Source organism: Enterobacter sp. 22466, from assembly GCF_052044775.1.
Classification (GTDB): domain Bacteria; phylum Pseudomonadota; class Gammaproteobacteria; order Enterobacterales; family Enterobacteriaceae; genus Enterobacter; species Enterobacter dissolvens.
Genome location: NZ_JBQENX010000001.1, coordinates 1,102,902 through 1,124,175 on the forward strand (window position 1 = coordinate 1,102,902; position 21,274 = coordinate 1,124,175).

The following is a 21,274-nucleotide window of genomic DNA, read 5'->3' on the forward strand; positions in this document are numbered from 1 at the left end:
AGGACAGAACAATGAAATTCAGTGAACTGTGGTTACGCGAATGGGTGAACACCACGCTGGACAGCGAAGCGCTTTCCAACCAGATCACCATGGCGGGTCTGGAAGTTGACGGTGTAGAGCCGGTTTCTGGCGCCTTCACCGGCGTGGTCGTGGGCGAAGTGGTTGAATGCGGTCAGCACCCTAACGCTGACAAACTGCGCGTCACCAAAGTCAATGTGGGTGGCGATCGTCTGCTGGATATCGTCTGCGGCGCGCCAAACTGCCGTCAGGGCCTGAAAGTGGCTGTGGCGACTGTCGGCGCCGTGCTGCCGGGCGATTTCAAAATTAAAGCGGCCAAACTGCGCGGCGAACCGTCTGAAGGCATGCTGTGCTCGTTCTCCGAGCTGGGTATTTCCGACGATCACAACGGCATTATTGAACTGCCGCTGGATGCGCCAATCGGTACTGATATTCGCGAATACCTGAAACTCGATGACAACACCATCGAAATCAGCGTGACGCCAAACCGTGCGGACTGCTTAGGCATTATCGGCGTGGCCCGCGATGTTGCGGTGCTGAACCAGACCGAACTGAACGCGCCGGAGATTGCGCCGGTTGCTGCCACCATCAGCGACGTGCTGCCTATTCAGGTAGATGCGCCTGAGGCCTGCCCACGCTACCTCGGTCGTGTGGTGAAAGGTATCAACGTCAAAGCGCCAACCCCGCTGTGGATGAAAGAAAAACTGCGTCGCTGCGGTATCCGTTCTATCGATGCGGTTGTTGACGTGACGAACTATGTTCTGCTGGAACTGGGCCAGCCAATGCACGCGTTCGATAAAGATCGTATCGACGGCGGGATCGTCGTGCGTATGGCAAAAGAGGGTGAAACCCTGGTTCTGCTGGACGGCAGCGAAGCAAAACTGAATGCCGACACGCTGGTGATTGCCGATCACGGTAAGGCGCTGGCGATGGGCGGGATCTTCGGTGGCGAACACTCTGGCGTGAACGATGAAACGCAAAACGTTCTGCTGGAATGTGCCTTCTTCAGCCCGCTCTCTATTACCGGTCGCGCACGTCGTCATGGTCTGCACACCGATGCCTCTCACCGCTACGAGCGCGGCGTTGACCCGGCGCTGCAGTACAAAGCGATGGAACGTGCGACCCGTCTGCTGATCGACATCTGCGGCGGCGAAGTGGGTCCGGTTATTGATGTGACCAACGAAGCCACGCTGCCGAAGCGTGCAACCATTACCCTGCGTCGCAGCAAGCTGGATCGCCTGATTGGCCACCACGTTGCCGAGGCACAGGTGACCGACATTCTGAAGCGTCTGGGTTGCGACGTGACGGAAGGGCAGGATGAGTGGAAAGCCGTTGCGCCATCATGGCGTTTTGACATGGAGATTGAAGAAGACCTGGTGGAAGAAGTGGCCCGCGTTTACGGCTACAACAATATCCCTGACGAGCCGGTACAGGCAGGTCTGGTGATGGGCTCCCACCGTGAAGCCGATCTCTCCCTGAAGCGTGTGAAAACCATGCTGAACGATAAAGGCTACCAGGAAGTGATCACCTACAGCTTTGTCGATCCTAAGCTGCAGCAGCTGATCCATCCAGGCCAGGACGCGCTGATCCTGCCAAGCCCGATCTCCAGCGAAATGTCGGCAATGCGTCTGTCACTGTGGACGGGCCTGCTGGGTACCATCGTTTATAACCAGAATCGCCAGCAAAACCGTGTGCGAATTTTCGAAAGCGGTTTGCGCTTTGTGCCGGATAATCAGGCAAATTTAGGCATCCGTCAGGATCTCATGCTGGCTGGTGCCATCAGCGGTAATCGCTATGAAGAGCACTGGGACCTGGCAAAAGGCACGGTTGATTTCTACGATATGAAGGGCGATCTGGAAGCGATTCTCGATCTGACCGGTAAATTATCTGAAATTGAATTCCGTGCAGAAGCGATTCCAGCGCTCCATCCGGGCCAAAGTGCGGCTATCTATTTAGCGGGCAAACGCATTGGTTTTATTGGTGTTGTTCATCCTGAGCTGGAACGTAAACTGGACCTGAACGGCCGTACCATCGTGTTCGAGCTGGAATGGAGCCCGGTTGCAGACCGCGTGATTCCACAGGCGCAGGACGTCTCTCGCTTCCCGGCAAACCGCCGTGATATCGCGGTTGTGGTCGCTGAAAACGTGCCTGCAGCAGATATTTTGGCCGAGTGTAAGAAAGTTGGCGTAAATCAGGTAGTTGGCGTAAACTTATTTGACGTGTACCGCGGCAAGGGCGTAGCAGAAGGTTTCAAGAGCCTCGCTATCAGCCTTATCCTTCAGGATACCAGCCGTACACTCGAAGAAGAGGAGATTGCCGCTACCGTCGCCAAATGTGTAGAGGCATTAAAAGAGCGATTCCAGGCATCATTGAGGGATTGAACCTATGGCGCTTACAAAAGCTGAAATGTCAGAATATCTGTTTGATAAGCTTGGGCTTAGCAAACGGGATGCCAAAGAGCTGGTAGAGCTGTTTTTCGAAGAGATCCGTCGTGCTCTGGAAAATGGTGAGCAGGTAAAACTCTCCGGCTTTGGCAATTTTGATTTGCGAGACAAAAACCAACGTCCGGGCCGTAACCCGAAGACGGGGGAAGATATTCCCATTACAGCCCGCCGCGTGGTGACCTTCAGACCCGGACAGAAGTTAAAAAGCCGTGTCGAAAACGCAACGCCCAAAACAGAGTAATATGAACTAACTAAAAAGGCCGCTCTCGCGGCCTTTTTTCTTTGCTCTCGCTGGCAAACCCGCCGTAAAATCAATTACATCTCACGCTAATAAAACCGTACTCATGCTTGATTTTGCCCATCGCCAACAGCGTTCCGATCGACGCCGCCTGCTTTTGCTGGTGCTGCTGCTTTTTGTTGCCGCCGGTTTCAGCCTCTGCGCCGGTGACCAGTGGCTGGGCCCGGAACGCTGGTTGGGTCCTGACGGACAGCTTTTCGTCTGGCAAATTCGTCTGCCGCGCACGCTGGCGGTGATCCTTGTCGGCGCCGCACTGGCGCTCTCGGGCACCATTATGCAGGCGTTATTTGAAAATCCCCTGGCGGAGCCTGGGCTGCTCGGCGTGTCAAATGGTGCCGGCGTGGGGTTGATTGCCGCGGTGATGCTCGGCGGTGGGGCGCTTTCGGCCTGGGGAGTCAGCCTTAGCGCCATCGTTGGCGCATTGCTGATCACCCTCATTCTCCTGCGCTTCGCGCGCCGCCATTTATCAACCAGCCGGCTGCTGCTGGCCGGTGTTGCGCTGGGGATCATCTGCAGTGCGTTGATGACCTGGGCGGTCTACTTCTCCACCTCGTTTGATCTGCGACAGCTGATGTACTGGATGATGGGCGGATTTGGTGGCGTAGACTGGCAACAGGGATGGCTGATGGTACTGCTGATCCCGGTCATTCTGTGGGCCAGCGTGCAGTCGCAGCCGCTGAATATCCTTGCGCTCGGTGAAACTTCAGCCCGCCAGCTCGGTATGCCAATTGGCGTCTGGCGTAATGCGCTGGTGATGGCCATCGGCTGGCTGGTCGGCGTAAGCGTGGCGCTGGCGGGGGCGATTGGCTTTATCGGGCTGATTATCCCGCACATGCTGCGTCTGTGTGGCATCACCGACCATCGGACCTTACTTCCCGCCTCGGCGGTGGCCGGGGCGGCAACGCTGCTGGTGGCGGATATCATCGCCAGGCTTGCCCTGACCGCCGCTGAGTTGCCCATCGGCGTGGTGACCGCCACGCTGGGCGCGCCGGTGTTTATCTGGCTACTATTAAAAGCTGGACGTTAAATCGACAACCTGAGGAAATGCTATGCAGTCTGATATTCTGAATACCGAAGTGACCACCATTGACGGGGACAAAACCACCCTGGAGCACTACAAAGGCAACGTGTTGCTCATCGTGAACGTGGCCTCCAAATGTGGTCTGACGCCGCAGTACGAGCAGCTGGAGAACATTCAGAAAGCCTGGGAAAAAGACGGCTTCACCGTGCTGGGCTTCCCGTGCAATCAGTTCCTGGGTCAGGAGCCGGGCAGCGAAGAGGAGATCAAAACGTTTTGCAGCACCACCTATGGTGTGACGTTCCCGATGTTCAGCAAAATTGATGTGAATGGCGAAAATCGTCATCCGCTGTATGCCAAACTGGTGGCCGCCGCGCCGACCGCCGTGGCACCGGAAGGCAGCGGCTTCTACGAGCGTATGGCCAGCAAAGGGCGCGCGCCGCTCTATCCGGACGACATTCTGTGGAATTTCGAAAAATTCCTGATTGGTCGTGACGGCCAGGTTGTTCAGCGTTTTTCTCCGGATATGACGCCTGAAGATCCTATCGTGATGGAGTCAATTAAGCTGGCGCTGGCGAAATAATGACATTGCTGATGCAGCTCACGGACGTTGCCGAGACGGGGCGTCTGGAGCCGGTGACGGCGGCCATCCGTGCAGGTGAAATCCTGCATCTGGTGGGGCCGAACGGGGCAGGGAAAAGTACGTTGCTGGCACGCATGGCGGGGCTGACCTTCGGGCCAGGCTCGATTACGTTGCTCGACAATCCTCTGAGCGACTGGTCGGCGGTCTCGCTGGCGCATCGGCGAAGCTACCTCGTTCAGCAGCAGCTCCCGCCGTTTGCGATGCCGGTCTGGCACTACCTGATGTTGCATCTGCACGATAAACAGCAGACGACGCTGCTCAGGGAGGTGGCGGCAGCGTTGGGGTTAGAGGACAAACTTTCCCGACATGCCAGCCAGCTTTCCGGTGGCGAGTGGCAGCGCGTCCGTCTGGCGGCGGTGATTCTTCAGATCCACCCGGCTGGCAATCCTCATGGGCGGCTGTTGCTGCTGGATGAGCCGATGAGCGGTCTGGACGTGGCGCAACAGGCCGCGCTGGACACGCTGCTCAGCGCGCTGTGTCGACAAGGCATTGCCGTGGTGATGAGCAGCCATGACCTGAACCATACGCTGCGCCATGCGCACAGCGTATGGCTTCTGGCGCGCGGGAGGCTGATCGCCAGCGGCACGCGCGATAGCGTCCTTACGCCGCCAAATCTTGCTCGTGCCTACAATATGCCGTTCCGCAGGCTGGATATCGAAGGACATAAGATGCTGATTTCTACCGCGCAGGAGTAACCGTTTCTTGCCTGTTAGCGCCATTGCACGCTAAATTACGAAAAGAATAAAAAAAGCAGAGGATTCGTCTGGACATGCGATTCTGGTTTCTCCTGGTGGCAGTGTTATTTCTTGCGGGATGCAGTAGCCATCGCGCACCGCCGCCTAACCCACGACTTTCAGATTCAATCACCGTGATTGCCAGCCTGAACGATCAGCTGAGCAACTGGCGCGGGACACCTTATCGCTACGGTGGCATGAGTCGCGGTGGGGTGGATTGCTCCGGCTTCGTGCTGATGACGTTTCGCGATAAGTTCGATTTACAGCTTCCGCGCGAAACGCGCAAACAGGCTGAAATCGGTACCGAAATTGATAAAGATGAGTTGTTACCTGGCGACCTGGTTTTTTTCAAAACCGGTTCGGGTGAAAGTGGTCTGCATGTAGGCATTTATGATACTGATAACCAGTTTATTCATGCGTCGACCAGTCGCGGGGTGATGCGTTCTTCCCTCGATAATGTTTACTGGCGTAAAAATTTCTGGCAGGCACGACGTATTTAGTCAGCCACCGACATCGCATTTCTGACGGCATGGCACTATTACACCATGCCGTTTTTTTGCAAATAAGATGATTAAAGTTAAATTTACGACAAATTACTTATGTCCTTATGTGTCTGTTTTATCTAAAACTGGCTATTACTCAGTAACCAGGATAAGATTATTTTAGATTCAGGGATAAATCTGAAAATTAATACGGATCTAATGAAATTAAACTTATTAAAATCAAGACAGTGGAATTGTGTCAGCAATTGCTCCAGGATGTCCTCTCTCATCTTTAATGCGGGGCGAGTGCAATGATTATTACGCTAGATAATGCTTACCAGTCTGAACTGTTGCTCCAGCCTGCCCGCAATAACGCAGGTGAGCTTAAAGGTTTAGAGGTAGTGGTTAACTTTACTGGCGTCGGCAGCGATGTACGGATCCCCACTGAACTCGTTATCCCGCGTCTGACAGCGGCAGAAGAGTTAGCGCTGTTTCACGAAAAACTGCAATTGCTTGATACCTGCAAACTGTTTTTTATTCAGCATCAGTTAATTGCATGGATCAATATTACACCTGTAATAGTTGAGTTTTTATTAACTAAAGGGAACGCTGTTTCAATACTTGAGCGTTATCCGTTTCTTGAGTTTACTGTTAATGAGAATTATCCAGGTTTAAATAACGGGAAAGACGATCTGGAACTGGCGAGAATGGCGATTCATTTTCCGTTGGTGCTGGCAAACTTTGGTGCCGGTGAAGCATCGCTTAAAGCCGTTTATGATGGTTTGTTTAAACGTGTCATTCTGGACAAAGGGTTTATCCAGCAGCACGCTTCTGCGCTTTCTTTTGAGCCATTTATGCGCGCAATCCTGTGGCAAATAACGCCTCACTGTCAGTCAGTGCTGGTCGCCGGTATCGACGATCATAGCCTGTTGCAACGCGTCTTATCCTTCAACTTTGGTGCCATGCAGGGGGCGCTGTGGCCTGCCGTCTCTGCCGGGCGCGTCACCACGCTGGTTCAGTGATAACCCTTTCTTTCGCCCGTGTTTAAGTCCGGGTAAACCCTCTACACTAAAAGCAGGAGGACTTATGACCCTGTCTTTTACTGCGCACTGGCATGATGAGTTGCCGGGCTTTTATACCGCACTCAAACCAACACCATTACAACATTCCCGTCTTGTCTGGCATAACGATTCGCTGGCAGAAGACCTGGCTATCCCGCCGGAGATGTTCCAGCCCTCAGACGGCGCGGGCGTCTGGGGAGGGGAAACGCTTCTGGCCGGCATGCAGCCTCTCGCTCAGGTGTATAGCGGACACCAGTTTGGCGTCTGGGCAGGACAACTGGGGGACGGCCGCGGGATCCTGCTCGGGGAACAACAACTCCCCGGCGGAGAGACGATGGACTGGCACCTGAAAGGGGCGGGCCTCACGCCCTATTCACGCATGGGTGACGGGCGTGCGGTGCTGCGTTCAACCATCCGCGAAAGTCTGGCGTCGGAAGCAATGCATGCGCTGGGGATCCCCACCACGCGCGCGCTGTCGATCGTGACCAGTGACACCCCGGTGGTCCGCGAAACCGTAGAGAAAGGGGCAATGCTGATGCGCATTGCACAAAGCCATCTGCGTTTCGGCCATTTTGAACACTTTTATTATCGTCGCGAGCCGGAGAAAGTGCGCCAGCTGGCGGATTACGCGATCCGACGGCACTGGCCACAATTACAGGACGAGGCCGATAAATATCACCTCTGGTTCCGGGATATTGTTGCCCGAACGGCCACAATGATTGCCCGCTGGCAAACCGTTGGGTTTGCCCATGGTGTGATGAACACCGATAACATGTCGATTCTGGGGCTGACCTTTGATTACGGTCCGTTTGGTTTTCTGGATGACTACCAGCCGGGGTATATCTGCAACCACTCGGACTATCAGGGACGCTACAGCTTTGACAATCAGCCGGCTGTGGGGCTGTGGAATCTGCAGCGTCTGGCGCAATCTCTGTCGCCGTTTATCGACGTTGATGCCCTGAATGATGCGCTCGACGGCTATCAGGAGACATTGCTGCGCGAATACGGCGCGCTGATGCGCAACAAGCTGGGGCTGATGACGCAGGAGAAAGGCGATAACGCTATTCTGAATGGTTTGTTTGCGCTTATGGCGCGTGAGGGCAGCGATTATACCCGTACCTTCCGTATGCTCGGTCAGACGGAGCAGCACAGCGCCGCCTCGCCGTTGCGCGACGAATTTATCGACCGGCAGGGGTTTGACGACTGGTTTGCCACCTACCGGGCGCGCCTGCAGCAAGAGCAGGTAGATGATGCGGCCCGGCAGACGCACATGAACGCGGCGAACCCGGCGATGGTCTTGCGCAACTGGCTGGCGCAGCGGGCGATTGAACAGGCTGAACGAGGTGAGTATGACGAGTTGCACCGTCTGCACGTGGCATTGCGCACGCCGTTTGCCGACCGGGATGATGACTATGTCAGCCGTCCGCCAGACTGGGGCAAACGGCTGGAAGTCAGCTGCTCAAGCTAATGTTTTGGCCGGGAAGCACAGGCTTGCCCGGCCGATACGTCACTGGGCGACCCACCCGCCGTCCATATTCCACGTCGCGCCCTGCACGTGCACGGCGCTGTCGCTGCACAAAAACAGCGCCAGTTCACCCAGCTGTTCCGGCGTAACAAATTCTCCTGAGGGCTGTTTCTCCGCAAGCAACTGCTCGCGTGCCCGATCCGCAGGCACACCTTCCGCGATACGTTTGTCGATCTGCTGCTGAACCAGCGGCGTAAGCACCCATCCCGGGCAGATGGCGTTAGCGGTAATACCGGTGCGGGCAGTCTCCAGCGCCAGGGATTTTGTAAAACCGACCACCCCGTGCTTGGCGGCGACATAGGCAGACTTCTCTTTTGATGCCACCAGCCCATGCACGGAGGCGATATTAATGATGCGTCCCCAGTTTTTCTCCCGCATTGCAGGCAGCGCCAGTCGGCTGGTGTGAAACACCGATGACAGGTTAATGGCAATAATGTCGTTCCATTTCTCCACCGGGAACGCCTCAACCGGGGCGACATGCTGTATCCCGGCATTATTGACAAGAATATCCACCCCGCCGAATTGCGTGTCGGCGTAGCGCATCATGGCTTCGATTTGCAGGACGTCACGCAGATCCGCATCGTGATAGCCCGGCGTTTTCCCCAGCCGGGTAATCTCTTCTCTTGCTGCGTCACTGTCGCCAAAGCCGTTGAGGATCAGCTGCGCCCCGGCCTTCGCCAGTACGCGGGCGATGCCCAGACCAATGCCGCTGGTCGAGCCAGTGACCAGCGCCGTTTTACCGTTCAGATTCATTTGATTCTCCTTACACAATGCCGGTGAGATAGAACACGGCAATGACAAAAAGCACCGCCAGACTTTTAATGATCGTGATGGCGAAAATACCGCCGTAGGCCTGACGATGGCTAAGACCGGTGATGGCCAGCAGGGTGATCACCGCGCCGTTATGGGGGAGCGTATCCATACCACCGCTGGCCATAGAAGCCACCCGGTGCAGGACCTCCAGCGGAATATTCGCGGCGTGGGCGGCAGCGACAAAGCTGTCTGCCATGGCCGCCAGCGCAATGCTCATCCCACCTGAAGCCGAACCGGTGATCCCGGCGAGAACGGTCACGCTGATCGCTTCATTCAGTAACGGGTTCGGAATGGCCGCCAGCGCGTGGGATAAGACCAGAAAGCCGGGCAGGGCGGCGATAACGGCACCAAAACCATATTCCGAGGCGGTATTCATCGCCGCCAGGATCGCGCCGCTCACTGCCGTCCGGCTACCTTCCGCCAGACGCCCACGGATATTGCGAAAGCCAAAGATCAGCACCAGCACGATACCGGAAATCAGCGCGGCTTCCACGGCCCAGATGGCGGTGATCTTGCTGACCTCGGTCACAATCGGCTTTGCCAGCCCGGGCAGAGTCAGCTCGTGGCTGGTGCCATACCAGCCGGGGATCCAGCGGGTAAACAGCAGGTTGAGGATCCCCACCACCAGCAGAGGGGAGATCGCAATCAGCGGATGGGGAAGGTTAATGTTGTCCGGTGTTTCCGGTTCGTTTTTCAGATCCGTGCCGTAACCTTCGTTGTTATTCAGCGCTTTCCGCCGCTGACGCTCCAGCCAGAGCAGGCCAAAGCAGATAATAAACAGCGAACCAATCAGCCCCAGCCAGGGGGCAGCCCAGGCGTTTGTACCGAAAAAGCTGGTGGGGATAATATTCTGGATCTGCGGCGTGCCGGGCAGGGCATCCATGGTGAACGAGAACGCCCCCAGCGCCACGGTCGCCGGGATCAGCCGTTTGGGGATCCCGCTCTGGCGAAACAGTTCGGCGGCGAACGGATAAACGGCAAACGCCACCACGAAGAGCGACACGCCGCCGTAGGTTAACAGCGCGCAGACCAGCACAATCACCGGGATGGCGTGGCGGCGGCCAAGGATCTGAATCGCTGCGGCGACAATGGAGCGTGAGAAGCCGGAGAGTTCAATCAGCTTGCCAAACACGGCGCCCAGCAGGAACACCGGGAAGTAGAGCTTGACGAAGCCCACCATCTTTTCCATGAACAGGCCGGTAAACGTCGGGCCGACAGCGCCCGGGTCGGTCAACAGCACGGCACCCAGCGCCGCAATGGGCGCAAACAGAATAACGCTATATCCGCGATAGGCCGCCAGCATCAGCAGCGCCAGCGCCGCCAGGGCAATTAACACACTCATTGCGACTCCTTACTGTTGTTATATTCGGGTACTCACGAGAGGTTTAACGCTCGACGGTCAGCGCAATGCCTTGCCCGCCGCCTACGCACAGGGTGACGAGCCCTTTTTTGGCGTCACGGCGCTGCATCTCATGCAGCAGCGTCACAAGGATCCGACAGCCGGACGCGCCAATCGGATGGCCCAGGGCGATAGCGCCACCGTTGACGTTGACTTTGCGCGCATCCCAGCCAAGCAGGCTGCCAACCGCCAGCGCCTGCGCGGCAAAAGCTTCGTTGGCTTCGATGAGATCCACCTCATCCAGCGTCCAGCCTGCCCGCGCCAGCGCGGTCTGGCAGGCGCTGACGGGGCCGATGCCCATTACGGACGGGTCGACCCCGGTAACGGCGTAGCTCACGATCCGGCCCAGCACCGGTAGTCCGCTCGCCCGCGCTTTTTCTTCGCTCATCAGCAACACCGCGGCGGCGCCATCGTTCAGGGTGGAGGCATTCCCCGCCGTGACCGTGCCGTCCTCCTGGCGAAACGCGGGGCGCAGTTGCGCAAGCTGCTCTGCGGTGGTTCCTGGCCGGGGTTGTTCGTCATGACGAATCACCAATGGCGGCTTCTTGCCCTGTTTTACCGTTACCGGGGCAATCTCGGCCTCAAAGCGAGCAGATTCGATGGCAGACGCCGCCTTTTGCTGTGACCCGGCGGCGAAGGCATCCTGCTGCTCGCGTGAAATGCCGTACTGCCGGGCGACGTTTTCCGCGGTGATCCCCATGTGGTAATCGTTAAACGCATCCCACAGGCCGTCGACGATCATGCTGTCCTGCAGGCCCGTGTGGCCAAAACGCAGCCCGGAACGGGCGCCGTCCAGCAGGTAAGGGGCATTGCTCATGCTCTCCTGACCGCCCGCGATCACCACCTCTGCGTCGCCACAGCGGATAGCCTGTGCCGCAAGCTGTACCGCCTTCAGCCCCGCGCCGCAGACCAGATTGACCGTGGTGGCGGGGGTACTGACGGGCAGCCCGGCGGCGATAGCCGTCTGACGCGCCGGGTTTTGTCCGCAGCCTGCCGTCAGCACCTGCCCAAAAATCAGTTCGTCTGTGTCACCTGCCGAAAGCGAGCTCTCCTCAAGCAGGCGGCGCACCGCGACAGCACCAAGTTCAACGGCGGAAAGGGGAGAGAGCAAACCGCGAAAACTGCCAATCGGCGTTCGCGTTGCCCCGACTATCATGACGTTTTTCATGTTGAGTCCTCAGCTAAAGCGCATTTCGCGAACGTCGTCCGCCACAATGATTTTCCCGGCGGTTTTGTTGACGATGTCGTCAATGCTGACGCCGGGGGCGTATTCCCGCAGAATGAACGCACCGTCTTTAATTTCCAGCAGTGCCAGGTCGGTTAACACCCGGCGAATGCAGCCCACCCCGGTGAGCGGCAGCGTGCAGCGCGACAGCAGTTTTGACTCACCGCTTTTCGAAGCATGAGTCATCACGACGATGATGTTCTGCGCCCCGGCGACGAGATCCATGGCGCCGCCCATGCCTTTCACCATCTTTCCGGGGATCATCCACGAGGCGATGTTGCCTTCGACGTCCACCTCAAACGCCCCCAGCACCGTGAGGTCGACGTGACCGCCCCGGATCATGGCGAACGACTGGGCCGAGTCGAAAATGGCGGCACCGGTTCGCGCGGTAACGGTCTGCTTACCGGCGTTGATCATGTCGGCATCAAGACTCTGCGCATCGGGAAATTCCCCCATCCCCAGCAGTCCGTTTTCTGACTGGAGCATCACGTCCATGCCGGCCGGGATGTAGTTCGCCACCAGCGTCGGGATACCGATCCCCAGGTTGACGTAGTAACCGTCGCGCAGCTCGCGGGCAACGCGCATGGCCATCTGTTCGCGGGTTAACATGGTCAGACTCCCTCTGCGCGCAGCGTGCGCTGTTCAATGCGTTTCTCAAACTGGCCGACAATCAGCCTGTCGACGTAAATTCCCGGAGTGTGGATCGCGGATGGCGGCAGCTCACCCGGCGGGACAATCTCTTCCACCTCCACCACGGTTATCCGTCCTGCGGTGGCCATCAGCGGGTTGAAATTCTGCGCGGTGTGGCGGTAGATGACGTTGCCGTACCAGTCCGCTTTCCAGCCCTTGATAAGCGCAAAATCGCCGGTGATGGCCTCTTCAAGGATGTAGTGCTTACCGGCAAACTGACGCACCTCTTTCCCTGCGGCCACGGGCGTGCCATAGCCGGTGGCCGTGTAAAATGCCGGAATACCGGCCCCGCCCGCGCGCACCTTTTCGGCCAGCGTGCCCTGGGGCGTCAGCTCAATCTCCAGCTCTCCGCTCAGCACCTGCTGTTCGAACAGCGCGTTCTCGCCGACGTAAGACGCCACCACCTTCCGCACCTGGCGCGTCTCCAGCAGCAGCCCGAGCCCGAAACCATCCACGCCGCAGTTGTTCGAGACCACCGTCAGGCCCTGCACCTGACGGCGTTTGACTTCCGCAATCAGATTTTCAGGAATACCGCACAGGCCAAAGCCGCCCGCCAGCAATGTCATCCCGTCCGTCAGCCCCTCCAGCGCCTGCGCATAGCTGCCGACACGCTTATCCAGTCCTGCCATAACCATCCCTCCTGTTGTCCGTGGCGGTATCATTGGGGGCGACGACTCTTTTGTTAATTTTGAATTTGTGACCCACTCATTTGGTTTTTTTATTAATTTCCTGTTAACTAAATTTTTTCAATTAGTTAACAGGATGAAAAATGAGAATGAGTGTCAAACAGTTACGCGCGTTTTTAGCGGTAGCTCACACTCTCAATTTTGCGCACGCCAGCGAACGGCTAAATCTTTCTCAGCCTGCCCTCAGCCTGACGATTAAAGGGCTGGAGGATGCGCTGGGAGGCCCGCTGCTGCAGCGAAGCACGCGTAAGGTCACCCTGACGCAGGAGGGCGAAACCTTTTTACCGATGGCGCGGCAGCTGCTGGCTGACTGGGATAACGTGGAAGAGGCAATGCACCAGTGCTTTACGCTGCAGCGCGGCAAAATCTCGGTCGCGGCCATGCCGTCGTTTGCGGCTAACGTCCTGCCGGAGGTGCTGAAAGCGTTTCGCGATCGCCATGCCGGGATCAACGTCACCGTGCATGATGTCATCAACGAACAGGTGATTGAGATGGTGCGGGAAGGGCGGGTCGAGATGGGGATCGCCTTTGAACCGGCGCCGACGCATAACCTGCTGTTTACGCCGCTGGGCCTCGACCGGTTTGTCGCCATTGTGCCGAAAGCATCCCCCCTTGCGATGAAAAAACGCCTCTCCTGGAATGAACTGCTGACGCTGGATTTCATTACCCTGCAGCGCCCCTCGGCGGTGCGCCTGATGATGGAAGAGGAGCTGGCCCGTAGCGGCCGCAAGCTGGAGGTGGCGCTGGAGAGCCATCAGCTGGTGACGGTAGGGAGGATGGTCGCCAGCGGGCTGGGCGGCAGTGCCGTACCGGCGCTGTGCGAGGCGCAGATGACATCGCTGGGTGCGGTCTGTATTCCGCTGGACAGCCCGCCGATAGAAAAGTGTATCGGGGTGATCCATCCGGGGCACACGCAGCTCTCAAAAGCGGCGCATGCCCTGCTGGAAACCCTGAAAGATTTTTATCAGCCCGGTCAGGGGGCGAGAAACACCTGCGGCGCGGCATGAGCCGGGTGTCGGCCAACGTGCACCTGCGCGCCGTACCAGCGCGTCAGCGTATCGGCCTGCAGAACCGCCTCCGGGGCCCCCTGAGCGACCATTTTGCCGTTATGTAACAGCAGGATCCGATCTGCCCACAGCGCCGCCAGATTGAGATCGTGCAGCACCACACAGACATGCAAATGCCCCCGACGGGCCAGGGAAGAGAGCAGACGCAGCAGATGCTGCTGGTGGTAAAGATCCAGCGCGGACGTGGGTTCATCCAGAAACAGCCAGCCGCGCGGCGCACCGTCGCACCAGAGCTGTGCCAGCGCGCGGGCGAGTTGAACGCGTTGCTGCTCCCCGCCGGAGAGCGCCGCAAACTGCCTGCCCGCCAGCGGTAAACAGCCGGAGATGGCCATCACTTCCTCAATTACTGACGCCTCAGGGCGACGCGTCCACGGCGCACGCCCCATCCCGATCACCGCCTCCACCGGCCAGTCGAATCCGAGCTGCGTACTCTGGCGCATCACTGCCCGGTAGCGGGAGAGTCTGTCCGGCGGCCAGGCCGCAAGCGGCGTTCCCGCCAGACTGCACTGTCCACTTGCGGGTTTGAGATAGCCGGTAAGCAGGCGTAACAAGGTCGATTTCCCGGCACCGTTGGGGCCTATCAGCGCCACCAGTTCGCCCTGAGAGAGGGTCAGCGACACGTCGTCGATCAGCGTCCGTTGCCCGGCGTGAAAGACAATATTTTCCGCACAATAGCGTTCAGCCATGCGCACCTCCGCGACGAAAGATAAGCCACAGGAACCACGGCGCACCGAGAAGACTGGTCAATAAACCGACCGGCATTTCCGCCGGGGCGACCAGGGTACGCGCCAGCGTATCGGCCGCCAGCAACAGTAACGCACCGGCCAGCACCGAGCCGGGGATCACTGCCCGGTGGTCGGCTCCCAGCCACATGCGCACCAGGTGTGGCACCACAAGGCCAACAAAACCGATAACGCCGCTGACGGCCACCGCGGCGGCCACCAGCAGGGCGCTGCACAGCAGCAGGAGCCGCTGCACAACGGCCACTTCCACCCCGAGGTAATGCGCCTCTTCTTCGCCAAGCTGCAGCAAATTAAGCGCGCCAGCCAGGCGCCAGATAACCAGCACGGTGGGAACCATCAGCGAGCAGACGGCCAGCAGCGTTGACCACTGGGCCTGGCCGAGGCTGCCCATGCCCCAGAGTGAGAGCTGGCGAAGCTGGGCATCATTGCTGAGCCATGACAGCACGCCGACGGCCGCCCCGCACAGGGCATTGATGGCAATCCCCACCAGCAGCAGTCGCGACAGGGAACTGTCACGTTGCCGGCTAAGCAGGAAAATGACGAAAGTCGCGGCCAGCGCGCCGAGAAACGCCGCCAGCATCGGGGCGTACAGCATCACCAGCGCGGGTAGCGCGAGCGGAATAACTACCCACAGCGCGACGGCGAGTGCTGCACCGCTGCTGATCCCCAGCAGGCCCGGGTCGGCCAGCGGGTTACGAAACAGTCCCTGCATCACGCAGCCCGCCAGCGCCAGCGAACCGCCGATTGCCAGCGCCAGCAGCACGCGGGGCAGGCGGATTGTCAGCCAGATCTGACGCAGCGCGTCGTCGCTGCCGGTCCACAGCAGGCTGACCGGCAGGCGCAACGCGCCCACACCGCTGGCCGCCAGCGTCATGACGGCCAGCAGCGCGGCCAGCAACCACAATGCCAGTACGGCGCGTCGGGACATCAGGGCAGTTGCTCCGCTTTACGGCGTAACTGCTGGAGCGCCTGTGGCGTTCGCACGCTAAAGCCCAGCAGCGCCATATCGTCGATGGCTAGCATCTGCCGGTGACGTCCCGCAGGGGTTTGCGCCAGACCGGGGAGTTGCCACACCGCATCCGCCCCGCCCAGAGCGTTAACGCCATCCTGCGAAATCACCACCAGATCGGGCTGACTGGCGATAACCCCTTCCTGAGACAGCGGCTGATAGCGGGTGAAACCCTGCATCGCATTCTGCAGTCCCGCCGCACGGATCGCAGCATCCGCCGCGGTTTGTTGCCCGGCGGCCATCGCGGTCATCCCGCCGTGGTTGAGAATAAACAGCACCCGTTTATTGAGCGGTGACGCAGGAAGCGCCGACAGCGCCTGACGCAGCGTGTTGCGCAGGGTTTTCCCTTCGGCCTCGCGGTGTGTCGCTTCAGCGATAACCCGAACCTTTTCATCGATAACGCTCAGATCATTGCCTGCCGGAACGGTGATCACCCTGACGTGGCTCTGCGCTACCTGTTTTAACGCCAGAGACGGCTGTGCCTGCGCACTGGCCAGCACCAGCGTGGGGCGCATGGACAAAATGCCTTCGGCATTCAGCTGGCGCAAATAGCCCACGTCCGGCAGCGCGTTCGCCGCCTGTGGCCACTGGCTGGTGCTGTCGCGTGCCACCAGCGAAGACGCCGCGCCGAGTGCATAGACAATCTCGGTAACGTCGCCGCCGAGCGCGACGATTTTCGCCTGCGGCGCAGCAAATGCCAGCAGCGGCAGGGCGCTGATCAGGGCAAGCCATTTTTTCATGCGGCCAGCCCTTTTGCCGTTAAGGCGTCGATCTGGCTGCGCCACTGGCTCTGCTCGGGTTCGCCTTCGCTCCGCTGGCCGTACAGCTGGGCAATCTGCGTGCCGTCGGCGGCAAACAGCTCCAGGCTGGTGACATGTCCGTCAGCCGTCGGTTTGCGCGTGACCCAGGATTCGGCGATGGCGCCTTCCAGCAGATGCAGGGTGAAGGCCGGGTTGAAGATGTTCAGCCAGCCCTTCATGGGCATCAGCTTTTCCACCACGCCGGTGAAGATCTGCACGCAGCCGCGATTGCCGACGAAAATCATGATTTCGTTCCCGTCCTGGCGCGCCGTCTCCAGCAGCTGGGTCAGCGCGGTGTTGTCGACCCTGCAGGCCAGATCGTCACCCACCAGGCGAAACGCCTGCTGCCGGCTGAGGTTATGGCGCTTGAGCAGGCTGAAGAACTGATGCACGTCGGTCATGGCGCGCCACTCAGTGTCCACGAGCGAGGCGTCCGGGTTTTCAGCGTGAGCCGGGACATCGGCCGTTTTCAACGCCAGTGGCGGATTCCCGGCAAAGATAAAGCGGGTGAGCAGGTCGCCCCAGGCGGTGAGGTCGGTGTTATCCGTGGCGTAAACCTTCAGCAGGGCGTCGCCCTGGTGGTCGAAGAACTGAATGCTCTGTCGCTCGCCACGGGCGGTGGCCTCGCTGATGTGAAATACGCTCGCCCACTGGTTAAGGAACAGGCGCAGATCCAGCGCGCGCGGGTTGAGGATCAGCCCGGCGTGGCCGCTCAGGTGTTGATGGGTAAAGGCGCCGACCTGCTCGTGAACGGCGTAGTCGTTGCGGCAGATGCATTTGGTTTCGCCCACCGCTTCCAGCGCGGCCAGGATCTCGCGGACGTCACCGCGCAGGCGCCAGGCGTCATGACCCACACGGGCGAAGGTCAGCTCGGCTTCGCTGATGTTCATTAAACCTGCGATGTCGCGCGCGTACTTACCCGGATTGTCTTCTTTTAGCTCAAGCCAGCGTGTGTAGTGATTCATTGTCTTTTCCTCTCAAAGCATTGCCCCGGCCAGCCGGGGCGGGGATTACCACTGATAACTGACGAAAATCTTCCCGTTTCGGCCATCCTGCGGAATGCCCTGTGGCGACCAGTATTCTTTGTCGAAGGCGTTGCCCAGCACCAGCGTCGTGGTGACGCCTTTAAGCTGCGCTTGGCCGGTGTAGCTCACGTAGAAATCGTTGACCGCATAGCCGGGCTGCTCGCTGTAGCTGCTGCTGATGTGCGTTGAGCGATCGACAAAGGTGCCGATCCAGCCGACGGAGAAGCCGCTTTGTGCCAGCGGAACATCCAGCTTACTGGTGACGGTATCCGGGTTGATGCTGGAGATGTACTCGCCCGTGTCGGTATCTTTTCCGCGCGTGCGGTTATAGGCGAGGTCGAGGTTGAACAGGTCGGCGGAGTATTTCGCCATCACGTCCCAGCCCCAGATTTTGGCGTTCGGGACGTTATATGACATGGTGGTCGCCGCCGCAAAATTGACGGTGGTGGAGATGTAGTCTTTGGCGTTGGTATCGAAATAGCTGGCTTTAAACTCCAGCGCATCGTTGGCCAGCATCAGATCATCAAAGCGCAGACCAAAACCATACTCCTGCGTTTCGTTGGTTTCCGGGCGCAGATTCGGGTTTGGCACCCAGTAGTTGGTATAGAAGCGGCCGATGGAGAAGTGTTTGGCGTCGTTGTACATTTCGCCCATGGTCGGTGCACGAAACGCCTGCGCGTAAGAGCCGAACAGCATCAGCCAGTCGGTCGGGCTGACGGTTAACCCGGCGCGGGAGGACCACTTATCGGCATCCACATCCTTGTAGCCGTCGCTGCTGCCGCGGTAGTTATCATAGCGTGTGCCGCCCAGAAGGGTAACGGGCAGGTCACGCAGGGTGATTTCATCCTGCAGCCAGCCGGAGCTGAAATCGATTTGCGCCTGCGGGAAGCCCGTCGTTGCGCCGCCCGGGCGTTGCTCCTGACGATAATACTCACCGCCGTAGGTCAGCAGATGTGACGCAAAGGAATCGCTGAACAGACGGGTGCGGTTCTCCACTTTGCCACCTTTGGTGGTCTGTTTACGAAACTCACCGCTGCCGTCGATATTCTGGGCGTTGATGCGCGCTTCGGACCAGTAGATTTTCGCGTCGGCGTTCAGCCAGTCGTTACCCTGTGGAGCAAGGTGATAGCCGAGTTGTGCGTCACGCTGGATGGTGGAGCGGTCGGTCAGCGGGTTACTGCTGCTGTCTGCTGCACTGGTTTGCGGGTTTTTCGGCTCCTGTGCGGCGTTATTGTAATAGCGCAGGGAGCCGCTCAGGCTCTGGGCCGCGTCGATTTTCCAGCTGCCCTTCGCCAGCATGTTCTGAATGGATTCGTCGTTCGGGGCGGTTGTGCCGTCACTCTGGCGCAGATCGCCGCGATCCCGGCTCGACCAGGAGACCAGCCCGTCCAGGGTATCGGTGCGGCCATAGGCGCTGGCCCCCATGCCGATGCTGTGATCGCCCGTCGCACCGGTAGCGAACACCCGGTAGCCGCTGTTTTTACCCGGCTCCAGCAGATCTTTGGCATCGACGGTGTCATAGGCAATCACACCGCCCAGCGCACCGCTGCCGTACAGCAGGGCCGACGGACCGCGCACCACTTCGATACGTTTAATCAGCGCTGGATCGAGGAAGGTGCTGTTCAGGTGGCCGGTGTCGGTGCCCTGGCGCACGCCGTCAACCAGCACCAGCACGCCGCGACGGTCATAACCGCGCAGGTTAACGTCCTGGCCGTTGGTGCGTCCGGTGCCATCGAGCGTCAGGCCGGGGACGTTACGCAGCAGGTCGGCCGCCGAGCTGGCGGTCTGTTTATCCGGTGTGCTGGCGTCAATCACGCTCACCATCATGGGCGCTTCGAAGGCGCTACGGGCGTTACCCGTGGCGGTCACGGTCATTTCATCTGTGGTAGCAAACGCGACGCCCGGCAGGGTGCTGACAATCGCCAGCGCCAGCAGTGACGGACGTAAAGGCGCGGAAGGCAGGTGTGGCATAGCAACTCTCCATTAAGAATTGAAAGCGCTGGCTGCCTGGGGGGTCACCTGGGTGGCTGGCGGAGTTTTTGTGTTGTTTATTTTGTGAGGATCAATTTTCCGGCATGGGTCTGACGCAACAGGTAGTACTGACCGTCATGCTCGATAATGACCCGTCCCTCATCGCCCAGCAGGGTTTTGCTGTCAATGCGACGCCCGGCGGGGGCGGGTGCTGTGTCTGTTTTTGGCGGCGTTGCCGCAGTGTTATCCGTACGTGACATAATGTTTATAAATAACAATCAATGTAACAATGATAATCATTATCAATAAACTACAAATTCGCGGCAAGCGTTTTTGTGAAAAAAGGGTGAGAGGATCAAATTTGTGCAATGAAACGCCCGGTGGCGGCTACGCCTTACCAGGCCTACAACGGCACGTATCGTAGGTCGGGTAAGCGCAGCGCCACCCGACAATAACATCAGAAGCGCGAATCTACCGCAGACGCCAGCTTCTCCAGCAGCAGTTCGCTGTCTTCCCAGCTCAGGCACGGGTCGGTGATCGACTGGCCGTAAACCAGCGGCTGACCCGACACGATTTTCTGCGTGCCTTCGCGGATAAAGCTTTCGGCCATAATGCCCGCAATGGCGCTTGAACCGCTGCGGATCTGCTGGCAGATCTCATCGCAGACATCCAGCTGGCGACGGTGCTGTTTCTGACAGTTACCGTGGCTGAAGTCCACCACCAGATGTTCCGGCAGATCGAACTCGGCCAGCGTTTCACAGGCCGCGGCAATATCCCCGGCGTGATAGTTCGGTTTCTTCCCGCCGCGCATAATGATATGCCCGTACGGGTTACCGCTGGTCTGGTAGATGGTCATCTGGCCGCTCTTATCCGGCGAGAGGAACATGTGGCTGGCACGCGCAGCGCGGATCGCATCGACCGCAATCCGGGTGTTGCCGTCGGTTCCGTTTTTAAACCCGACCGGGCAGGAGAGGGCAGAGGCCATTTCACGGTGGATCTGGCTTTCGGTGGTCCGTGCGCCAATCGCGCCCCAGCTGATCAGATCGGCGATAAACTGGCCGGTCACCATATCGAGGAACTCGGTTGCCGTGGGAACGCCCAGCTCGTTCACCTGCAGAAGCAGCTTACGCGCCAGCTCAATCCCGTGGTTAACGCGATAGCTGCCGTTGAGATCGGGGTCTGAAATTAATCCCTTCCAGCCCACCACGGTACGGGGTTTTTCAAAGTAGGTCCGCATCACGATCTCAAGGCGATGCTGGTGTTGTTCCCGCAGTCCCTGTAGCCGTTTTGCATAATCCATTGCCGCGTCCAGATCATGGATCGAGCACGGGCCAATCACCACCAGAAGACGTTTGTCTTCACCATTGAGGATTTTTTCTATACGTCGGCGCGAGGCCGTAACATGCTCCGCAACGCCTGCGGAAAGAGGATGCCGCTGTGCCAGTTCAGCCGGTGTGACCAGGCTGTCAATGCGCGCTGTGCGGAGTTCGTCGGTTTTATTCATGGAATGTCTCAGAAATTTTGTGCTTCATCGGCAGACTACCGGGAAGTGATGGGCATCACCTTAAACCAATCCCTGCTGATTTCAAGTTCGGGGCGGCTCCGCCCCGAGGATGTGGATGA

Annotated in this window: 21 protein-coding genes; 9 read left to right on the forward strand and 12 right to left on the reverse strand. The window is 58.8% G+C overall.

Features of this window, described 5'->3' with window-relative positions; translation table 11 throughout:
• The first annotated feature begins 11 nt into the window (after positions 1-11).
• The 8 genes from pheT (at position 12) to selO (ending at position 8,166) form a co-directional block, all read left to right on the forward strand.
• Positions 12-2,399, forward strand: coding sequence for a phenylalanine--tRNA ligase subunit beta (pheT, locus tag ACTJJI_RS05385; RefSeq protein ID WP_440653334.1), 2,388 nt, complete (start codon positions 12-14; stop codon positions 2,397-2,399).
• A 4-nt stretch (positions 2,400-2,403) separates the two neighbouring features.
• Positions 2,404-2,703, forward strand: a complete 300-nt coding sequence (gene ihfA, locus ACTJJI_RS05390; RefSeq protein ID WP_013097001.1) for an integration host factor subunit alpha — start codon at positions 2,404-2,406, stop codon at positions 2,701-2,703.
• A gap of 103 nt (positions 2,704-2,806) precedes the next feature.
• The gene (btuC, locus tag ACTJJI_RS05395; RefSeq protein ID WP_046887856.1) at positions 2,807-3,787 is read left to right on the forward strand and encodes a vitamin B12 ABC transporter permease BtuC; all 981 of its coding nucleotides are present in this window, start codon (positions 2,807-2,809) and stop codon (positions 3,785-3,787) included.
• A 22-nt stretch (positions 3,788-3,809) separates the two neighbouring features.
• The gene (locus ACTJJI_RS05400; protein ID WP_050859562.1) at positions 3,810-4,361 is read left to right on the forward strand and encodes a glutathione peroxidase; all 552 of its coding nucleotides are present in this window, start codon (positions 3,810-3,812) and stop codon (positions 4,359-4,361) included.
• Entirely contained in the window at positions 4,361-5,116 is a 756-nt protein-coding gene (gene btuD, locus ACTJJI_RS05405) for a vitamin B12 ABC transporter ATP-binding protein BtuD (RefSeq protein WP_063412802.1), read from the forward strand. The genes ACTJJI_RS05400 and btuD overlap by 1 nt, the downstream gene beginning before the upstream one ends.
• Positions 5,117-5,190: 74 nt before the next feature.
• Positions 5,191-5,655: a C40 family peptidase gene (locus tag ACTJJI_RS05410; RefSeq protein WP_014831554.1), complete on the forward strand. Its 465-nt coding sequence runs from the start codon at positions 5,191-5,193 to the stop codon at positions 5,653-5,655.
• Positions 5,656-5,948: 293 nt separating this feature from the next.
• Positions 5,949-6,659, forward strand: a complete 711-nt coding sequence (locus ACTJJI_RS05415) for an EAL domain-containing protein (RefSeq protein ID WP_014831555.1) — start codon at positions 5,949-5,951, stop codon at positions 6,657-6,659.
• A 64-nt stretch (positions 6,660-6,723) separates the two neighbouring features.
• Positions 6,724-8,166, forward strand: coding sequence for a protein adenylyltransferase SelO (gene selO / locus ACTJJI_RS05420; RefSeq protein ID WP_440653338.1), 1,443 nt, complete (start codon positions 6,724-6,726; stop codon positions 8,164-8,166).
• 39 nt (positions 8,167-8,205) lie between these two features.
• On the opposite strand, the gene ACTJJI_RS05425 is transcribed toward selO, so the two are convergent.
• From ACTJJI_RS05425 to ACTJJI_RS05445, 5 genes are read right to left on the reverse strand one after another with little or no spacing between them, the layout of a single operon-like run.
• Positions 8,206-8,976, reverse strand: coding sequence for a 3-hydroxybutyrate dehydrogenase (locus ACTJJI_RS05425; protein ID WP_440653340.1), 771 nt, complete (start codon positions 8,974-8,976; stop codon positions 8,206-8,208).
• A 10-nt stretch (positions 8,977-8,986) separates the two neighbouring features.
• Positions 8,987-10,378 carry a GntP family permease gene (locus ACTJJI_RS05430; protein ID WP_013096992.1) on the reverse strand — a complete coding sequence of 464 codons (1,392 nt, stop codon included), beginning with the start codon at positions 10,376-10,378 and terminating at the stop codon, positions 8,987-8,989.
• Positions 10,379-10,421: 43 nt separating this feature from the next.
• On the reverse strand, positions 10,422-11,603 hold the full coding sequence (locus ACTJJI_RS05435; protein ID WP_431629512.1) for an acetyl-CoA C-acetyltransferase: 1,182 nt from the start codon (positions 11,601-11,603) through the stop codon (positions 10,422-10,424).
• Between the two features lie 9 nt (positions 11,604-11,612).
• A complete protein-coding gene (locus tag ACTJJI_RS05440; protein WP_046887861.1) occupies positions 11,613-12,269 on the reverse strand; it encodes a CoA transferase subunit B in 657 nt (218 codons plus the stop codon).
• 2 nt (positions 12,270-12,271) lie between these two features.
• Positions 12,272-12,979: a CoA transferase subunit A gene (locus ACTJJI_RS05445; protein WP_047023716.1), complete on the reverse strand. Its 708-nt coding sequence runs from the start codon at positions 12,977-12,979 to the stop codon at positions 12,272-12,274.
• Between the two features lie 140 nt (positions 12,980-13,119).
• On the opposite strand from ACTJJI_RS05445, the gene ACTJJI_RS05450 reads away from it, so the two are divergent.
• Positions 13,120-14,043 (forward strand): LysR family transcriptional regulator, encoded by a 924-nt coding sequence (locus tag ACTJJI_RS05450; protein WP_058679433.1) that lies wholly within the window; start codon positions 13,120-13,122, stop codon positions 14,041-14,043.
• Here ACTJJI_RS05450 and ACTJJI_RS05455 read toward each other — a convergent pair.
• From ACTJJI_RS05455 to aroH, 7 genes are all read right to left on the reverse strand, one after another.
• A complete protein-coding gene (locus tag ACTJJI_RS05455) occupies positions 14,010-14,789 on the reverse strand; it encodes a heme ABC transporter ATP-binding protein (protein WP_440653344.1) in 780 nt (259 codons plus the stop codon). The two genes, ACTJJI_RS05450 and ACTJJI_RS05455, sit on opposite strands and share 34 nt — an antisense overlap.
• Positions 14,782-15,774, reverse strand: coding sequence for a FecCD family ABC transporter permease (locus ACTJJI_RS05460; RefSeq protein ID WP_047362152.1), 993 nt, complete (start codon positions 15,772-15,774; stop codon positions 14,782-14,784). Before ACTJJI_RS05460 ends, ACTJJI_RS05455 begins: the two co-directional genes overlap by 8 nt.
• The gene (locus tag ACTJJI_RS05465; protein WP_221346156.1) at positions 15,774-16,595 is read right to left on the reverse strand and encodes a heme/hemin ABC transporter substrate-binding protein; all 822 of its coding nucleotides are present in this window, start codon (positions 16,593-16,595) and stop codon (positions 15,774-15,776) included. The genes ACTJJI_RS05460 and ACTJJI_RS05465 overlap by 1 nt, the downstream gene beginning before the upstream one ends.
• Positions 16,592-17,620: a hematinate-forming heme oxygenase ChuS gene (gene chuS, locus ACTJJI_RS05470; protein ID WP_118283678.1), complete on the reverse strand. Its 1,029-nt coding sequence runs from the start codon at positions 17,618-17,620 to the stop codon at positions 16,592-16,594. Before chuS ends, ACTJJI_RS05465 begins: the two co-directional genes overlap by 4 nt.
• Before the next feature lie 45 nt (positions 17,621-17,665).
• Positions 17,666-19,651 (reverse strand): TonB-dependent hemoglobin/transferrin/lactoferrin family receptor, encoded by a 1,986-nt coding sequence (locus ACTJJI_RS05475; protein ID WP_063412810.1) that lies wholly within the window; start codon positions 19,649-19,651, stop codon positions 17,666-17,668.
• Positions 19,652-19,728: 77 nt separating this feature from the next.
• Positions 19,729-19,911 carry a hemin uptake protein HemP gene (gene hemP, locus ACTJJI_RS05480; protein WP_014831567.1) on the reverse strand — a complete coding sequence of 61 codons (183 nt, stop codon included), beginning with the start codon at positions 19,909-19,911 and terminating at the stop codon, positions 19,729-19,731.
• 197 nt (positions 19,912-20,108) lie between these two features.
• Positions 20,109-21,155, reverse strand: a complete 1,047-nt coding sequence (aroH, locus tag ACTJJI_RS05485; protein ID WP_038980294.1) for a 3-deoxy-7-phosphoheptulonate synthase AroH — start codon at positions 21,153-21,155, stop codon at positions 20,109-20,111.
• Positions 21,156-21,274: the final 119 nt, after the last annotated feature.

Excerpts from the sequence above, each read along its gene's own strand:
- pheT (WP_440653334.1), top strand. The coding sequence starts at position 12 with ATGAAATTCAGTGAACTGTGGTTACGCGAATGGGTGAACACCACGCTG.
- ihfA (WP_013097001.1), top strand. The coding sequence starts at position 2,404 with ATGGCGCTTACAAAAGCTGAAATGTCAGAATATCTGTTTGATAAGCTT.
- btuC (WP_046887856.1), top strand. The coding sequence starts at position 2,807 with ATGCTTGATTTTGCCCATCGCCAACAGCGTTCCGATCGACGCCGCCTG.
- ACTJJI_RS05400 (WP_050859562.1), top strand. The coding sequence starts at position 3,810 with ATGCAGTCTGATATTCTGAATACCGAAGTGACCACCATTGACGGGGAC.
- btuD (WP_063412802.1), top strand. The coding sequence starts at position 4,361 with ATGACATTGCTGATGCAGCTCACGGACGTTGCCGAGACGGGGCGTCTG.
- ACTJJI_RS05410 (WP_014831554.1), top strand. The coding sequence starts at position 5,191 with ATGCGATTCTGGTTTCTCCTGGTGGCAGTGTTATTTCTTGCGGGATGC.
- ACTJJI_RS05415 (WP_014831555.1), top strand. The coding sequence starts at position 5,949 with ATGATTATTACGCTAGATAATGCTTACCAGTCTGAACTGTTGCTCCAG.
- selO (WP_440653338.1), top strand. The coding sequence starts at position 6,724 with ATGACCCTGTCTTTTACTGCGCACTGGCATGATGAGTTGCCGGGCTTT.
- ACTJJI_RS05425 (WP_440653340.1), bottom strand. The coding sequence starts at position 8,976 with ATGAATCTGAACGGTAAAACGGCGCTGGTCACTGGCTCGACCAGCGGC.
- ACTJJI_RS05430 (WP_013096992.1), bottom strand. The coding sequence starts at position 10,378 with ATGAGTGTGTTAATTGCCCTGGCGGCGCTGGCGCTGCTGATGCTGGCG.
- ACTJJI_RS05435 (WP_431629512.1), bottom strand. The coding sequence starts at position 11,603 with ATGAAAAACGTCATGATAGTCGGGGCAACGCGAACGCCGATTGGCAGT.
- ACTJJI_RS05440 (WP_046887861.1), bottom strand. The coding sequence starts at position 12,269 with ATGTTAACCCGCGAACAGATGGCCATGCGCGTTGCCCGCGAGCTGCGC.
- ACTJJI_RS05445 (WP_047023716.1), bottom strand. The coding sequence starts at position 12,979 with ATGGCAGGACTGGATAAGCGTGTCGGCAGCTATGCGCAGGCGCTGGAG.
- ACTJJI_RS05450 (WP_058679433.1), top strand. The coding sequence starts at position 13,120 with ATGAGAATGAGTGTCAAACAGTTACGCGCGTTTTTAGCGGTAGCTCAC.
- ACTJJI_RS05455 (WP_440653344.1), bottom strand. The coding sequence starts at position 14,789 with ATGGCTGAACGCTATTGTGCGGAAAATATTGTCTTTCACGCCGGGCAA.
- ACTJJI_RS05460 (WP_047362152.1), bottom strand. The coding sequence starts at position 15,774 with ATGTCCCGACGCGCCGTACTGGCATTGTGGTTGCTGGCCGCGCTGCTG.
- ACTJJI_RS05465 (WP_221346156.1), bottom strand. The coding sequence starts at position 16,595 with ATGAAAAAATGGCTTGCCCTGATCAGCGCCCTGCCGCTGCTGGCATTT.
- chuS (WP_118283678.1), bottom strand. The coding sequence starts at position 17,620 with ATGAATCACTACACACGCTGGCTTGAGCTAAAAGAAGACAATCCGGGT.
- ACTJJI_RS05475 (WP_063412810.1), bottom strand. The coding sequence starts at position 19,651 with ATGCCACACCTGCCTTCCGCGCCTTTACGTCCGTCACTGCTGGCGCTG.
- hemP (WP_014831567.1), bottom strand. The coding sequence starts at position 19,911 with ATGTCACGTACGGATAACACTGCGGCAACGCCGCCAAAAACAGACACA.
- aroH (WP_038980294.1), bottom strand. The coding sequence starts at position 21,155 with ATGAATAAAACCGACGAACTCCGCACAGCGCGCATTGACAGCCTGGTC.